At 54.3% G+C, this 16,034-nt stretch carries 14 protein-coding genes and 1 pseudogene; all 15 read left to right on the top strand.

Features of this window, described 5'->3' with window-relative positions; genetic code table 11:
- Positions 1-70 precede the first annotated feature (70 nt).
- The 15 genes and pseudogenes from DWA01_RS21595 to DWA01_RS21530 all read left to right on the top strand — a co-directional run bounded on the left by DWA01_RS21595 (position 71) and on the right by DWA01_RS21530 (position 15,725).
- Positions 71-748, top strand: coding sequence for a hypothetical protein (locus DWA01_RS21595; RefSeq protein ID WP_114287881.1), 678 nt, complete (start codon positions 71-73; stop codon positions 746-748).
- Entirely contained in the window at positions 745-2,220 is a 1,476-nt protein-coding gene (locus DWA01_RS21590; protein WP_114287880.1) for an O-antigen ligase family protein, read from the top strand. The genes DWA01_RS21595 and DWA01_RS21590 overlap by 4 nt, the downstream gene beginning before the upstream one ends.
- Positions 2,210-3,016 carry a metallophosphoesterase gene (locus DWA01_RS21585; protein ID WP_114287879.1) on the top strand — a complete coding sequence of 269 codons (807 nt, stop codon included), beginning with the start codon at positions 2,210-2,212 and terminating at the stop codon, positions 3,014-3,016. Before DWA01_RS21590 ends, DWA01_RS21585 begins: the two co-directional genes overlap by 11 nt.
- A 78-nt stretch (positions 3,017-3,094) precedes the next feature.
- Positions 3,095-3,376: pseudogene (locus DWA01_RS24070) on the top strand (Wzz/FepE/Etk N-terminal domain-containing protein); the annotation flags it as partial.
- Between the two features lie 285 nt (positions 3,377-3,661).
- Positions 3,662-5,212 carry a polysaccharide biosynthesis tyrosine autokinase gene (locus DWA01_RS21580; RefSeq protein ID WP_235008652.1) on the top strand — a complete coding sequence of 517 codons (1,551 nt, stop codon included), beginning with the start codon at positions 3,662-3,664 and terminating at the stop codon, positions 5,210-5,212.
- Positions 5,213-5,569: 357 nt separating this feature from the next.
- A complete protein-coding gene (gene gmd / locus DWA01_RS21575; protein WP_114287877.1) occupies positions 5,570-6,691 on the top strand; it encodes a GDP-mannose 4,6-dehydratase in 1,122 nt (373 codons plus the stop codon).
- A 9-nt stretch (positions 6,692-6,700) separates the two neighbouring features.
- Positions 6,701-7,660, top strand: a complete 960-nt coding sequence (fcl, locus tag DWA01_RS21570; RefSeq protein ID WP_114287876.1) for a GDP-L-fucose synthase — start codon at positions 6,701-6,703, stop codon at positions 7,658-7,660.
- A 434-nt stretch (positions 7,661-8,094) separates the two neighbouring features.
- Positions 8,095-8,940 (top strand): response regulator transcription factor, encoded by an 846-nt coding sequence (locus tag DWA01_RS21565; RefSeq protein ID WP_114287875.1) that lies wholly within the window; start codon positions 8,095-8,097, stop codon positions 8,938-8,940.
- 127 nt (positions 8,941-9,067) lie between these two features.
- Positions 9,068-10,330: a cysteine desulfurase-like protein gene (locus tag DWA01_RS21560; protein WP_235008651.1), complete on the top strand. Its 1,263-nt coding sequence runs from the start codon at positions 9,068-9,070 to the stop codon at positions 10,328-10,330.
- Positions 10,331-10,365: 35 nt separating this feature from the next.
- A complete protein-coding gene (locus tag DWA01_RS21555; protein ID WP_114287873.1) occupies positions 10,366-11,175 on the top strand; it encodes a transporter substrate-binding domain-containing protein in 810 nt (269 codons plus the stop codon).
- Between the two features lie 84 nt (positions 11,176-11,259).
- The gene (locus tag DWA01_RS21550) at positions 11,260-11,955 is read left to right on the top strand and encodes an ABC transporter permease (RefSeq protein ID WP_114287872.1); all 696 of its coding nucleotides are present in this window, start codon (positions 11,260-11,262) and stop codon (positions 11,953-11,955) included.
- On the top strand, positions 11,952-12,641 hold the full coding sequence (locus tag DWA01_RS21545; RefSeq protein ID WP_114287871.1) for an ABC transporter permease: 690 nt from the start codon (positions 11,952-11,954) through the stop codon (positions 12,639-12,641). The genes DWA01_RS21550 and DWA01_RS21545 overlap by 4 nt, the downstream gene beginning before the upstream one ends.
- A gap of 8 nt (positions 12,642-12,649) precedes the next feature.
- On the top strand, positions 12,650-13,402 hold the full coding sequence (locus tag DWA01_RS21540; RefSeq protein ID WP_114287870.1) for an amino acid ABC transporter ATP-binding protein: 753 nt from the start codon (positions 12,650-12,652) through the stop codon (positions 13,400-13,402).
- Positions 13,403-13,414: 12 nt separating this feature from the next.
- Positions 13,415-14,203: an inositol monophosphatase family protein gene (locus tag DWA01_RS21535; protein WP_200832641.1), complete on the top strand. Its 789-nt coding sequence runs from the start codon at positions 13,415-13,417 to the stop codon at positions 14,201-14,203.
- A 28-nt stretch (positions 14,204-14,231) separates the two neighbouring features.
- Positions 14,232-15,725 carry an aldehyde dehydrogenase family protein gene (locus DWA01_RS21530; RefSeq protein WP_114287868.1) on the top strand — a complete coding sequence of 498 codons (1,494 nt, stop codon included), beginning with the start codon at positions 14,232-14,234 and terminating at the stop codon, positions 15,723-15,725.
- The last annotated feature ends 309 nt before the right edge of the window (positions 15,726-16,034 follow it).

The raw sequence follows: 16,034 nt of genomic DNA, 5'->3' as shown, positions 1-16,034 counted from the left end.
ATTATTTTTCTCAAACAGTGGGTTGCGGCCAATAAATATTTTTTAGGCCTTATGTTGGCGGATTTTCACAATGAAGATGTTCCGCATTGCAATTTTACCTGGTGCACTTGCTGTGATGGCGGGGTCTTTGGTTATCGGCCGCGCGGAATATATTGCCTATCAGGCGGATGCCGCGCCTCTCGATCAGCAGATGCTTGAATTCAGGCGAGGCAAGCCAGGTTCTATCCCCTATGCAATTAGTTCTCAGGTTCGGCTGATGAACAGGTGTTATGCTGGTCAAACGTCTCTCGGCGCGCGTATGTATCCTGAACCGGGCCGTGAGGCTCTTGCTCTGTCGTGTTTATTACTTGCGCAGAAAATTCTTGCGGCAAGCCCTTCGATGTCCGTCGCGCACCTGGCTGCGGCGGTTTCTTATTCGAGACTGGGAGACCAGGACGGGTTTGACCGGGCCTTAATCCTGGCGCGCCAGACTGCTGCGTTTGAGGGATGGCTTGCGAGCCGGCGCATGGACATTTCGATCGGTGCATTTGACCAACTGAGTGATGCGGCGAAGGAAGGATTTGAGCGGGATGTAACGGTGCTATTGGGTGAATGGAGTACCCGAAAAGTCGTGGCCGATCGTTTTGTGCGCTTCCCAGCGGTTCAGGACGCCGTACTTCAGGCCGCCGGGCAGCAACCATCGCAGGTACAGAATAAATTCCTCAATGAGGTTCGCAAACGGCGTCAGGCGCAGGACCTGAGCCAATGAAACCCGGCCGGCGAAAATCGACGTTGGAATATCCAGCGACCGGGCCTGATGGCGTTCAGCCGACCGAAAAATTGAGCTTCGGGACTGAGATCGTCAAGGAGAGCGGGCGAAGCAAGTCAGGCGCACGCACGGTCAGCACATTTAATGACCGGATGGCGCTGTTCCTTGTGGCGCTGGTTCTGATCGCCCCCATTCCAATGGGATCCAATCGTCCCGTGCCATGGATGGTCTGGTCGTTTGTCTTGAACCTGGCGCTCATAGTCCAGATCGTGACACTCAGTCGTTTGGATCCAAAGCGACCATTGCGGTCTGCCGCCCACAGGCCTGTATTTATTGCCGGCGTTTCTTTCGGGCTGTTTGCCCTGTTGCAAATCCTTCCGTTGGGGCTTTTTCAATCGAATGGTTTAATACCGGAGACAATTTCCCTGGTGCCGCGCGCAACGATCCTGGGAGCATTGCGATTTGCCAGTTACGGCGCGTTGTTCATGTTGGTTCTGGAAGTGACTACACAGGCGACACGGATCAGACGTATGGCGTGGACTTTGTTTTTTGGCCTTGTGGCACATGCGGTGTGGGCCATGGTTTCGCTCACGCTCTTTGGCGACCAGTTTTTCTGGGGCGAAAAGACCGCGTATATTGGTGCGGCGACAGGGACCTTTATCAACCGCAACTCATTTGCCACGTTTATGGGAATGGGGCAGATTCTGGGGTTATGTTTGACGATGGAGCGCGCAAACCGTCCGCATATGCGCAGGCCTGGTCGTAACAGCATGGCAAGTCCGGACCTGCTTGAAACAGTCTTTTTGTGGATGTACCTGATGTTAATTGCTCTGGCACTTCTTGCGTCGCAATCGCGCATGGGGGTTTTTGCGACGTTTCTGGGGGCCTTGGTTGCGTTTGTAGTTATGCGCAGCAAAGGTACGGGTAACTCCGCGCGCGCCGTTTTACAGGCGCTGGGCATTGGTGTGCTGGCCGTCGTTGCTACACTTGTCCTTTTTGGGCGGGCGCTGATTGAACGGTCTCTGTTCACCGTTCAAAACGGCGAAACCCGCGTTCAATTATGGCGCCAGACGCTTGGTATGATCCGGGAGCGCCCCTGGACAGGCTACGGGCTGGATAATTTCCGTGCGGCGTTTGAACTGTTTCACAGGCCTCCGTTGTCTGTTTCCGTGACCTGGGAATACGCACATTCTACCTATCTGACGCTTTGGGCGGAAATGGGCCTGATTGTTGGATCGCTGCCGCTGATTGCTGTGATGTACATCACGCTGCGGATCGTCCGGGTCCTGCGAAGTCGCAAAAACGACTATGCTATTTCAGTTGCCGCCGCCGGGATCGTAGTGCTGGGCGCGTTTCATTCACTTGTTGATTTCAGTCTGGAGATGGAAGCCAATGTGTTTTTGTTTCTGACGATCCTTGGTATGGGCGCGGCGCAGCTGCGCCGGAAGAGGGCCCGGTCCGATGGTTGGTAAACTATCCTTGCTGGCACGCGTCTTTGGCCGCCCTCAACGGTCAAATGAAGATGAAAGCACGATCAGGCGGGTGTCGCTGACAACATTTCCGGCGGCCATATATGTCGTTGGCGATGTTCACGGTTGCCTGGAGCTGTATCTCGCGCTGGAAACAAAAATCATCGCGGACGGGGCAGGGACACCGGGGCGAAAACTTATTGTTCTGCTTGGTGACATCGTGGATCGCGGCGCGCAAAGTGCTGAAATGATCGAGCATCTTCTGCAACCCGCTCCTGCAGGATTTCAGCGTCTGACTCTGATGGGGAACCACGAGGAGATGATGCTGCAATTCCTGAATGCGCCATCATGGAATATGTCCTGGCTTGGGTTTGGCGGGCGTGAAACACTGTTGTCTTATGGGATGGTGCCTTACGCAGGCCTTGGCTTTGCATTATCTGAAACCCGTCTGAAGCAGATGTCAGATGTCTGTATTCCTCAGTCTCACCGCACGTTTCTGGAGCAACTTCCAGTCAGTCTTTCTGTCGGAGAGTATCTGTTTTCTCACGCAGGCTATGACGGGGCGAAACCTGTTGCGGATCAGAAAAAGGAAGATCTGCTCTGGGGAGATCCGACGCTGCTGGATGCTCAGGCACGTCTGATACACGCGGTTCATGGCCATATACCTGTGGATAAGGTACTGTTTACAGAGGCCCGGACCGACGCGGATACGGGGGCATATACGTCTGGGAAGTTGAGCGCGGTCAAAATCACGCCCGGCGGGGCACTTACCATAATCACATCGTCTGGTGATAATTGATGCGTTTTAAGAGCGCGGGGCGGGCGGATATTTTAGCTGCGGGATGAGTGTCACACTAAGTATTTCAAAGGTAATTTTATGCCAAACGCTCCTCAGGAAGTAATTGATCTCAAAAGCGTTTTGACATTTCTGCGCCGGCAATTCCGACTGATCCTGCTCTCTGTTTTATTAATATTGGGCGGCGCGCTGATCTATTTGTTTTATGTCACCCCTTTGTACACGTCGACAGCACTTCTGCTTGTTGATCCGGCAAGAAAAAACCTTCTGTACCCTGATGAAAGCACCTCTATGCCGGGTTCAGCAGAAAACGCACGGGTGGAAAGCGAAGTCGAAATATTAAAGTCAGCTGCCGTCGCCATGGCGACTGTGGAAGCGCTTGGCCTGTTGCGCGACCCTGAGTTTGGGCCACAGATCGGGCTGAGTGAGAAAATTAAAACCGCATTTGGGATCAGCACTGCAAAGGCTGAAACTGGGGGGGCACTGTTGAACGCCACGCTTGACCGGTTCGGAGATGCGATTTCCGTGCGGCGGCGTGGGCTGACCTATCTTATCGCCGTGTCCGTTTCGGCGGAAGACCCGGACCGGGCCGCCAGATTTGCGAATGCTCTGGCGCAGACATATATCCACCTGCAGATCCGGTCAAAAGTGAACGCGTCGCTTGCGGCCCGTGATATTTTGTTGGCGCAAACAGAGTCTTCCCGCCGTTCGCTGGTCGCCTCTGAGGATGCGCTGGACAGTTTTATTGACCGAAATTTCGACCGCTTGCAGCAGGAAGGCGGCGGCGACAGCCTGGGTGCATTGCGGGGACAATTGCTGACAGCCACTGCATCCCGGCTCAGCGCAGAACTGCAGCTGACCGGTGCGAAAAGTGCTTTGTCCCGTGGAGACTGGGGGGCGCTGGCTCAGTCACTTGGAGATGATGCCCTTGAGGCGCTGGCGAGACAGCGCAAGGCGCTTGGTCGCCGATTGGGACGTGCAAATGTGGGCAGCCCGGAGAAAATGGACCTGCGATCTCAGTTGGCAGGTATGGATGAGGCGTTGAAAAACCGCACCCAAACAGCGATCGCAAGACTGCAGTCTGACATTGTGACGTTGGAAAATGACACCCGTGATGCCAGATCCGGGATCCGTCGTCTGGTGCTGCAGGGAGATTTGTCTTCGACATCGCTGACGCAGATTTACGAGTTGCAACAGAAAGCGGAAATCGCGCAGCGTCAGTACGCAACTCTTTTGTCGCGGACCCGCGATCTGGACGCAGAGGCGATGGTGCAGATCGCTGATAGTCGGATTGTGTCAGCTGCATTGTCGCCGCGAGAAGCAAGTTTCCCCAACACAAATTTGATAATGTCGCTGGCTTTGGTTGCGGCTCTTGGAGTTGGTACTGGCCTTGCGTTCCTGAATGAATTCTACGTCGGTGGCGTTACATCCGTTTCACATCTGGCTATGGTGTTGCCGGCACCAGTGGCCACAGCTGTCCCCAGGATCGATGAGAAAAAGGGCCAGTTTACCGTCGCAGACACAATCGTTGATGCGCCTCTTTCGGTGTATTCAGAATCGATGCGACGTCTGCGCGCATCAATCGATCAGAGTGCCCGGGTAAACGGTAGTGGTTGTACGGTGATCATGGTTACTTCAAGCCTGCCTGCTGAGGGTAAAACCACTGTTGCGATGGCCCTTGCCCGGACCTATGCGCTGGCGGGTAAATCAACCCTGCTTTTGGATGCAGATTTACGCAGACCCAGCCTGCACAAATACCTTGGTCTCAAACCTGAATACGGATTTCTGGATTATCTCCGGGACCCCGGAATGCTGGCGGAAGATGCACAATTCTACGCTGCGGACCCTCGTTCCCCTGTGCTGGCAGTGCTAGGCCGGAGCCGCAGTGAGATGCCAGCCGACCGATTGCTCCAGTCCAGTCTTTTTGAAAATCTGTTGAAAAATGCCCGTGCCGTGATGGATATAATTATTCTGGACACTTCACCGTTGCTCCCGGTCGTGGATGCCCGTTATGTGGCGCCTCATGCTGATGTCATCGTGAACTGCGTGCGTTTTGGGGTGACGGGACAAAACGATTTGCGTTCTGCTTTTGCGCAATTGAATGATAGTATTCGCCCTGGTACACCGATTTTTTCGGTTCTCAGCCATGATGAGAGCAGCGTGACCGGCTACCGTTATGACGAGTATTACACGGATTAGACTATCGGGTGGATCTGCCGGATCAATGTGGTGGTTCAAATTTGATATTATCATATTGGAAGCTCTGTAAATTTGCAGGACTGGCAAGCGTATCAGAAACAGAGAGGCACTCGATTTCGCTGATTTTGGACTACTGTGCAGTCCCTTTCATCAAAGCTAACGGAACATCAGAACGGTCTCAGTTTTGGAGACGCTAACGTGGCGGTGTTGGAGAAAGGGTCTGTCATCAGAAGGGATACTTGCAGAATTTGATAAAATAACCGCGTCAGTCGCAGCAATGATACCGGCGTAGATGGACGATTACCGCTGAAAGAAATGGGAAGTTAATTTATTGTTTGTGAAAGGTGTATTAGTCAAATGGCGAAAACTGCACTTATTACCGGTATCACCGGCCAGGATGGGTCTTACCTGGCTGAATTTCTTTTGCAAAAAGGCTATCAGGTTCACGGCATCAAGCGCCGGGCCTCATCGCTGAACACCCAGCGGATTGATCACATCTATCAGGATCCGCATGAGGCAAATCCACGGCTGAAGCTGCATTATGGCGACCTGTCCGACAGCTCAAACCTGACCCGGATCATTCAGGAAACCCAGCCGGATGAGATCTACAATCTTGGGGCACAAAGCCATGTGGCAGTGAGTTTTGAGGCCCCGGAATATACCGCAGATGTTGATGCGCTGGGCACTTTGCGCCTGCTTGAAGCGGTGCGTTTTCTTGGGCTTGAGAAAACGACCCGGTTCTACCAGGCGTCGACTTCGGAGCTTTATGGTCTGGTGCAGGAGGCCCCGCAGACAGAGACAACGCCGTTTCACCCGCTCAGCCCCTACGCGGTGGCAAAACTCTATTCTTACTGGATCGCCGTGAATTACCGAGAGGCCTACGGCATGTATGTCTGCAACGGTATCCTGTTCAACCACGAGAGCCCGCGGCGCGGCGAGACCTTTGTCACCCGCAAAATCACCCGGGGTCTGGCGAATATTGCCCAGGGCCAGGATGAGTGCCTGTTTATGGGCAATATCAATGCGCTGCGCGACTGGGGCCATGCCAAAGACTATGTGCGCGTGCAGTGGATGATGTTGCAGCAGGATGTGGCGGAAGATTTTGTTATCGCCAGCGGCAAACAATACTCGGTGCGCACCTTCATCTCCTGGGCGGCAAAGGAGTTGGGGATCACGCTGCGTTTTGAGGGCGAGGGCCTTGATGAGATCGCCATTGTCGACGACATTTCCGGTTCCGACGCACTTGCGCTCTCCGTCGGCGATGTGGTGATGCGGATTGATGCTCGTTATTTCCGCCCGGTGGAAGTTGAAGCCTTGCTGGGGGACGCGAGCAAAGCGCGCAAAGTTCTGGGTTGGAAACCGGAAATCACTACGCAGAAGATGTGTGCAGAAATGGTGGCCGAAGATCTGAAAATTGTAAAACGGCAAGTGATATTGAAAGCGCAAGGGTTGGAAATGCCCTTAGCCGCTGAGTACTGAGGTCAGTCTATGAAAATCTTTCTGGCAGGACATCGTGGCATGGTCGGCTCTGCAATCGGGCGGCAGATAAAGACGCAGGGCAGGGATGAGATCATCACCCGGACGCACTGTGAACTGGATCTGACCGACCAGGAAGCAGTGCGCGAGTTTATGCAGCAGGAGCGCCCGGATGCGGTGATCCTTGCGGCGGCCAGGGTCGGTGGCATACATGCCAACAATACGTACCCCGCAGGTTTCATTTATGAAAACCTGATGATGCAGGCCAATGTCATCCATCAGGCGCATGGGGCAGGTGTGCAAAATCTGCTGTTTCTGGGCAGTTCCTGTATTTATCCGCGCAATGCTGAACAGCCGATGCGGGAAGACGCGCTGCTGACCGGTACGCTGGAACCCACCAACGAGCCCTATGCCATAGCCAAGATTGCCGGCATTAAACTGTGTGAAAGCTACAACCGGCAATATGGCACGGACTACCGCTCGGTTATGCCGACCAACCTCTATGGCACCGGTGACAATTTTCATCCCGAAAACAGCCACGTGCTGCCGGCCCTTATGCGTCGTTTCCATGAAGCTGCCCGCAGCGGTGCCGATGAGGTGGTGATCTGGGGCAGCGGCACACCGATGCGTGAATTCCTGTATGTGGATGATATGGCCGGGGCCTCTCTGTTTGTGATGGGCTTGCCCAGGGCCGAGTACGACGCCCATACCACGCCAATGCTGTCCCATATCAACGTGGGCACCGGTGTGGACGTGAGCATCGCTGAGCTGGCAGCCATGGTGGCTGACGTCACCGGGTTCACCGGACACGTCCGCTTTGACTGTTCAAAACCCGATGGTCCGCCGCGCAAGCTGATGGATGTCTCCCGCCTGGCCGGCATGGGCTGGCGGGCAAACACCCCGCTGCGTGACGGCATCGCCGCGACCTATGAATGGTTTTTGGAAAACCACGCGGAATTACGCGAAGTGTAAGTTGATTTCGGGTGAGTGCTGCGCGGTCCGGGCCTGGGTCTCAGAGCAACCCGAACAGGCGTCAGTTCTAAAACGGCTCAATCCGGAACGCAGTGTAATCCACGTTGGAGATGGCGTGAATGCGCCATTCGCCTGCAGCAGCCGGTCCTGTGCACCACAAAATCTGTTAACGAACACTCCGGCGGAACTTGGTAGGAACAGAACCGGGAAGACGAACATTCCCGCGCCGTGGACACAGCGCCGCCTGCCTTGCGCGACAGACCTGGGACACAATAATTCTTCGACGTCAATCAGTGCAACTTACTGTTTGTTATGTGGAATTTTATTTTCTCTTGTGCTAAACTCGCGGTGCCGGATATACGATAATACCGCATCGTATCGTTGAACACAGAAGAGCGAACTTTCGGTTTTTACAGATAGGAAGTGTTGTTCTGATGACCACTGCGCCAACGGCCATTTCAAATCTTCTTTCTGCCAGTGAGTTCTATGCTGAAATAATAGATGTGATCGGCACGGAAACCTTTTTCCCCGACATTGCCAAGGTGGTCGAACAGCATCTGCGTTTCGACGGGCTGTTTATCTGCATTTACAGCAAGGACAGCGCGCCTATGACTTTGGGATGTTTTAAGGAGGCGCTGAGTTTCCAGACCGGCATAGAAAATTATGTGAAATATTCCTACGTCATTAACCCGGTGTATCGCGCCTTTCAGCAAGGCGTTTCTGCCGGTGCTTATGTCATGACCGATTTTTTACCCCAAAGCGCACAAAATCAGATTGCGAAGACTGACTTACACATCTGGATCGATGACGAGGAAACCATCGGCTATCGCACACCAGGCTGGCCCAGAAATATGATCGAAGTTCTGGGGTTGATCCCGCTGCCGGGCGAAAAGATGGTAGAGCTGTGTTTTATGAACGCTCTGGAAAGCAATCAGACTCAAAGCTGTTACGCCGGGCTGCAGGACATCTTTCCCGCTCTGTCGAGCGCGCTTATCAAGCATGTTGAATTTGCAGCGCAGGATTTTGAATCATCGGATGCGAACCCGAATATGGAGTTCCGGATCCTGGATTTTGGCAAACAGGTGCTGACCGAACGGGAGCATTCTGTAGTCCAGCTGATCCTCAAGGGCCATTCCAGCGCTTCAATTGCACTGAACCTGGAAATTTCACTGCCGACGGTCAAAACACATCGCCGGAATATATACTCCAAACTGCAGATATCCTCGCAGGCAGAACTGTTCAGTCTGTTTGTTCAGCAAATGATGGAAATGGGAAACTAGCTCCGGGATCTCCAACATAGTACTCATCCCTTAGGATGATACTCGCCACCACCTGTCCGGGACATACTGCCCTGGTAATCTTAAATAGACCTGCAACCGCGGGACCTAAGAATGAGGTGGACTTTTGGTGTTTCCCGTAGCTGATATTCGCGCACTGTTTCCGGCATTGTCGCTGACCGACAACGACGTTTCCAGGGTATGTCTGGACAACCCTGCCGGAACCCAGGTTCCGAAATCTGTCGCTGGTGCGATAGCAAATTATATGCTGACCAACGCCAGCAATATGGGTGGACACTTTACCACCAGCCTGAACACCGATGCGGTGACACTTAAGGCGCATGAGGACATCGCCTTGTTTCTGGGCGCAAAGTCCTCTGCCGAGGTGATCATCGGTCAGAGCATGACATCCCTGACTTTTCATCTGTCGCGCAGCATCTGCCGCGATTTTCAGCCCGGCGATGAAATCATTGTCTCCCGGGTGGAGCATGAAGGCAATATTGGCCCGTGGCTTGAGATCGCCAAAGACAAAGGGCTCAACATCCGCTGGGTTGATTTTGACCGTGAAACCTGGCTGATTGAGCCTGAAAATCTCGCCGCCGTTCTGACAGATAAAACCAGGTTGGTTTGCCTGAACTTTGCCAGCAATATGACCGGCTCAATCAATGATATTGCCGCACTGACGCGCCTGGCCCACGACGCCGGTGCGCAGGTTTTTGTGGATGCGGTTCAGCTGGCACCCCATCACCTGGTCGATGTACAGGCGCTGGGCTGTGATTACCTGGTCTGTTCTTCTTATAAGTTTTTTGGCCCTCACCTGGGTATCCTTTGGGGCAAAGAAGAGGTGTTGGCGGCCCTGCATCCCTACAAGGGGCGCTGTGTTTCCGATGCACTGCCGGACCGGTTTGAAGCCGGCACCCCTCAGTTTGAACTTCTGGCGGGTCTTTCCGCCACAGTGCAGTATTTTGAAGATCTGGGCAGCCGTACCGGAGCAGAGGGGTCGCGGCGTGCGCTTATCGCGGCCGCTTATCAACAGTCGCGTGACTATGAAGAACCGCTGACAAATACACTGATCGACGGGCTGGGTAATATTGCCGGCATAAAAATATTTGGCATCACCAATCCCAACCGGGTGCACCAGCGGGTGCCAACAATTTCCATCCGGCACGACAAAGTTATGCCCGGTGTTATCGCCAAAGCTCTGGCGGACGCTGGCATTTACGTCTGGCACGGGCACAATTACGCCTATGAGCCGACCCGCTTCCTGAACATTCCGGAAGAGGAGGGCGTCGTGCGCGTCGGGCTGGCGCACTACAATACCAACGAAGAAGTCACCCGCGTTGTGGAGGCAGTCGATGCCGCCACAAGAGGGCTTCAGGTCAATAGCAAATAAGAAACGATACCAATAACAACAACATGGAGGATGATATGAACTTTCTGTCTTTGAAATCACTGGCCGTTGGGGCTGTGGCGCTGCTGGCGGTCAACACCGCATCTGCCGAAGTTCTGCGCGTGGGCATGGAATGTACCTATGCACCATTTAACTATCGCACTGCCGACGGTGAACTGACCGGCTACGATGTGGATGTGGCCAAAGGCGTTGCGGAAATCATCGGGGCCGATCTGGAGTTTGTCTGTCAGCAATGGGACGGCATGATTCCGGCGCTGCTGGCCAACAAATTCGATCTGATTGTGGCTTCAATGTCGATCACCGACGCCCGCATGGAAAAGATCGACTTCTCAAGCCCCTACCGTGACTCCGTTGGGCGCCTGATTGGTAAAGTGGACGGGGATCTGAACCTGTTTGACGACAATGGCGACCCTATTTCTGCAAACTTTGACGGCCTCCGTGTGGGGCTAGAGCGCGCGTCGACATATGAAAACTGGTTCAATGCCAAACTGCCTGGCGCTGAAATCGTGTTATATGATGGTTCTGAGCCGCTGTATCTTGATCTGAAAAACGGTCGCGTTGATCTGATCATGACCAACCCGATGAAAGCCCAGCTTCGGTTCCTGGACAAAGAGGACGGCAGCGGTTTTGCCTTCGCCAGCCCGGCCATCAGTGAAGTTGAATATTTCGGCGTCGGAGTGGGCATTGGTCTGCGGCAGGGTCAGGACGAGTTGCGCGACCGGTTGAGCGCTGCGATCCGCGAACTGATCAACAACGGCTCAATGACCGAATACGCCCTGAAAATCTTCCCGTTCCCGATCCACAATCCGGAATGGGGCACAATGTAAGATCTGATCAATCCGTTGTGGCAGTGCATAAGGATGTGCTGCCGCGACGGGCTTTTAAACAAAAGCGGAACTGTGGGGGAACCAATGGACGCTGTAACTGGATGGTGGGATGATTATTTCTGGGGATCGATGGTCGTTCTCCAGGTGTTTATCTTCTCGCTTTTACTAATGGTTCTCTTTGGCTTGATTGGTGCTGCAGCCAAGCTTTCAGACAACCGCGTGGCGCAGAAAATCTCTGCTGCTTACACCGTTATTTTTCGCGGTACACCGGAAATTCTGGTGATTTTGCTGCTCTATTTCGGGTCAGCCATCTTTCTGACTTCTGTGGCACAGGTGTTTAACCCGGAAATAAAATTTGTCGATGTGCCACCTATGTGGGCGGGAACTTTCGCCATCGCGCTGATCGTTGGCTCCTACGCCACTGAAACTTTCCGCGGCGCGTTTCTGGGCGTCAAACCCGGCAGTATCGAAGCTGCGCGTGCGTTGGGGATGTCGAACCTGCAAACTTTCGTATTCATTCGCATCCCGGAAATGTGGCGTCTGGCGCTGCCCGCCTTTGGCAACCACATGTTGTCGCTGATCAAGGACACTGCACTGATTTCAATCATCGGCCTGAATGAAACATTCTTTGTCGCCAAACAAGCGATCGGCACCACCGGAGAACCGTTCACAATGTATATCGTCGTTGGCGCTATCTATCTCGGGTTTTCCACCATCATCACCCTGACCGTAATGGGGCTGGAAAAATTCGGTCTCCGCACCACGGAGGGCGCGCGATGATTTTTGACCTGTCTTTAATCGCCGACAGCATTCCAAAAATGCTGGCTGGCATCGGCATCACATTCCAACTGATGGCTCTGTCGGCCTTTCTGGGGTTGATCCTTGCGGTGATACTGCTTTTGATGCGGATCAGCGGTAAATGGTACCTGTCCTGGCCGGCGCAGGTTCACATCTATGTCTTTCGTGGCACGCCGATCTTGGTGCAGATCTTTATCATTTACTACGGGTTTCCGCAGTTCGAGTTCATCCGGGAAAGCATCTTTTGGCCCATCCTGCGTGAACCCTTTGGCTGCGCCGTTGTGGCGTTGTCGCTGAATACGGGAGCCTATGTGTCCGAAATTCTGCGGGGCGGCGTTTTGGGCGTGGACCGCGGCGTGCTTGAGGCCGGATCGGCGCTGGGACTGTCCGCGCGCCACAAGTTTATCTACCTGACCACTCCCATCGCAGCGCGGCTTGCCCTGCCGGCCTACAGCAATGATTTCATCAGCCTGATGAAAGCAACTTCGCTCGCCAGCACCATCACGCTGATGGATATGACCGGTATAGCGCGCACAATCGTTGCCCAGACCTTCGCACCTTATGAAATCTTCATATCGCTCGCGATCATCTACATGGTCCTGACCTGGGGCATCCAGAAAACCTTTGGCCGGATTGAAAAATATCTGAGCCGCTACGTGAAACCGTGAGGCCCGTTATGACCAACTCTGCATCCGAAACTTTGATTGAAATGCAAAACGTGGACAAGTTTTTCGGCACTTTTCAGGCGCTGAAAAACATCAACCTGGAAGTTAAACGCGGCGAAAAGATCGTGGTCTGTGGCCCGTCCGGATCGGGTAAATCCACTATGATCCGCTGTATCAACCGTCTGGAGAAACACGATCAGGGCCATATTATTATTGCCGGCAAGGAACTGACCGACGACGTCAAAGACATTGATGCGGTGCGGCGTGAAGTCGGCATGGTGTTCCAGAGCTTCAATCTGTTCCCTCATATGACAATTGTGAAAAACCTGATGCTGGCCCAGCGTCTGGTGCGCAAGATCAACAAGGTCGAAGCGCGCGAGACCGCGATGCATTTTCTGGAGCGGGTGAAGATTGCCGAACAGGCTGAAAAATATCCGGTGCAACTGTCCGGCGGCCAGCAGCAGAGGGTCGCGATCGCACGCGCCCTCTGTATGAAGCCCGAAATCATCCTGTTTGATGAACCGACGTCAGCGCTTGATCCTGAGATGATCAACGAGGTGCTGGAAGTGATGACTGATCTGGCCAAAGAGGGCATGACCATGATCTGTGTCACCCACGAAATGGGCTTTGCCCGCTCTGTCGCCGACCGCGTTATTTTCATGGATGCGGGTGAAATCGTCGAAGAAGCGGAACCCGAAGAGTTCTTTAAAAACCCGCGCAATGAGCGGACCAAGAAATTCCTCAGCCAGATCCTGACCCATTAAGAGATGCAAAAGATGACATCCCAATTCCCCCCCCATGAAGAATTCCTGGCCTTTGCCGAAAAACTGGCCGATGCCAGTCGGGAGATGCTGCTCGACGCTGCGCAACAAACCCAGATCATCGACACCAAAGCCGACGCTTCTTTTGTCACCAACACCGACAAGGCGATCGAAAAGCGGATGCGGGAAATGATCGCGGAAGCATTCCCGGATCACGGTGTTCTGGGCGAAGAATTCCCCAATACAAACATTGACGCCGAATTCGTCTGGGTGCTGGATCCGATCGACGGCACCGCGCCTTTTATCGCAGGGATTCCGGTCTATGGTACTTTGATCGGCCTGGCCTGGAACGGCCGTCCCTTCATCGGTGTGATGGACCACCCGGCGACTTTGGATCGCTGGACTGGCGTCGCGCATCTGTTTGCAAAGCGCAACGGTCAGCCCGTGAGCGTTAAGACCTGCAGTGATCTGTCCCAGGCGTTTGTCACCTGTAGCAGTCCGGACTTTATGAGCGACAGTGAAAGCGCACGCTTCTCGAAACTGCGCAAACTGGTGCCTTATGTTCAGTATGGCGGTTCATGTTTCGCCTATGGCACGCTGGCCTCGGGGCGGACAGATCTGGCCGTGGACAGCGGTCTGGAACCGTTTGATGTCTACGCCAGCGCCGCCGTTATTCAGGGGGCCGGAGGTTTCATAACCGATTGGGACGGGCAGGACATTTCGCTCGACTGGTCGGGGAAAGTTATTGCTGCGGGGGACAAGGACTGCCTGCAGGCAGCGCTTTTGATCCTTGCAGAAAAATGACAAACGGTTCCTGGGAGGACAGAGCGAAATGAAATCAGAACTGTTTATCAACGGGGCCTGGGTGGCGGCGCAATCCGGCGGCATGATTGACGTGATCGACCCGGCAAGCGAGCAGGTGGTCCACCAGATTGCTTCGGCGGAGGCTGCGGACATTGATGCAGCGGTAAAAGCCGCCAAATCCGCGTTTGATGCTGGCACCTGGTCAGGAATGACCGGGGCGGAACGGGCCAAAGTTCTGCGCAATATTGCCACCAATATTGAGGCCCGAACCGAAGAACTGGCGCGGCTGGAGGTGCTTGACAACGGCAAACCCTTGCCAGAAGCGCGCTGGGATATAGAAGACGCCGCCGCATGTTTCAACTTTTACGCCGGTCTGGCCGAGGAGCTGGACGCGGAAGACGCGCAGAACATCACTGTCAGTGATGACCGTTTTACGACCAGGGTTGTCAAAGAACCTGTGGGCGTCGTCGGGGCCATTATTCCGTGGAATTTTCCGCTGCTGATGGCAGCGTGGAAAGTAGCACCGGCGCTTGCTGCGGGCTGCACGATGGTTTTGAAACCTTCCGAGGTCACCGCGCTGACCGCGCTTGAACTGGGCGACATTGCGCAAAAGGCAGGGCTGCCCGACGGGGTTCTGAACATCGTAACCGGCTTCGGTCCCAGCGCCGGCCAGCCGCTGACCGAACACCCTGACATCGACAAGCTCGCGTTTACCGGTTCGGTGACAACCGGATCCCGGATCATGCAGTCGGCCGCGAAAGACATCAAAAACCTGTCGCTGGAACTCGGTGGAAAATCTCCCTTTGTCGTGTTTGGCGACAGCGATATTGAACAAGCCGTTGAATGGATCATGTTTGGCATTTTCTGGAACCAGGGCGAGGTCTGCTCGGCCACGTCGCGGGTTTTGGTCGAAGACACGATCTATGAAAAACTGGTTGCCCGGCTGGAGCTGGAGGCCCGGAAAATTACCATCGGCGACGGCATGGATGAGGGCGTATTACTTGGGCCTCTGGTCAACAAATCCCAGTATGACAAAGTTCTCGGTCTGATCGCAACCGGCGTTGAAGAAGGCGCGCGACTGGTCTGTGGCGGGGCGCATACGGATATTTGCAAAGGCTATTTTGTTGCCCCCACCATTTTTGCGGACGTCGATGAAAACAGTGTGATCTGGCAGGAGGAAATATTTGGGCCTGTTGTTTGTCTCAAATCCTTCAGTTCAGAGTCTGAGGCGGTCAGGTTGGCCAACGACAGCGAATTTGGTCTGGCAGCTGCGGTGATGTCCAAAGATGATGCCCGCTGTGAACGGGTCGCCCGCGCGCTCCGGGCGGGTATCGTTTGGATCAATTGCTCGCAACCGACCTTTGTCGAAGCCCCCTGGGGCGGCTACAAAAAATCGGGAATCGGCCGTGAGTTGGGCCAGTGGGGACTGAACAACTATCTCGAGACCAAACAAATCACCCGCTTTGACGACAACAGCCCCTGGGGCTGGTATCTGAAACAGGCTGACAACCAGACGGGGTAGCATCCGCCTGTATTCAACTTTGCCCCCCCCTTCCAAAAACGCCACAATTGGAAGGGGATCAGCAATGGCTCCTGGTCTTGGCGCCGGCCGCGGCCGCCCCTCATGCAAAATTTTCCACCGGAGGTCGCCCATCGCGGCTCCGGTTTTCTGCGTCTGAAGCCGAACCAACAGACCAGTCTGGAGCAAAGACTGCCGGTCCGGCGAAGGTTTTACGCTGGTCGTGCTGCGGTGTGGCCCCCCTTGCCAACATGCGCCCGATTGATCGTTGTGGCAGTGGCGCAATCTGATAGTTGTCACCAACCCATTTTA

It is taken from the genome of Candidatus Halocynthiibacter alkanivorans (assembly GCF_003333265.1).
Taxonomy (GTDB): domain Bacteria; phylum Pseudomonadota; class Alphaproteobacteria; order Rhodobacterales; family Rhodobacteraceae; genus Halocyntiibacter_A; species Halocyntiibacter_A alkanivorans.
Note: the sequence above shows the minus strand (reverse complement) of the source record. Positions and strands in the feature narration are given on the sequence as shown.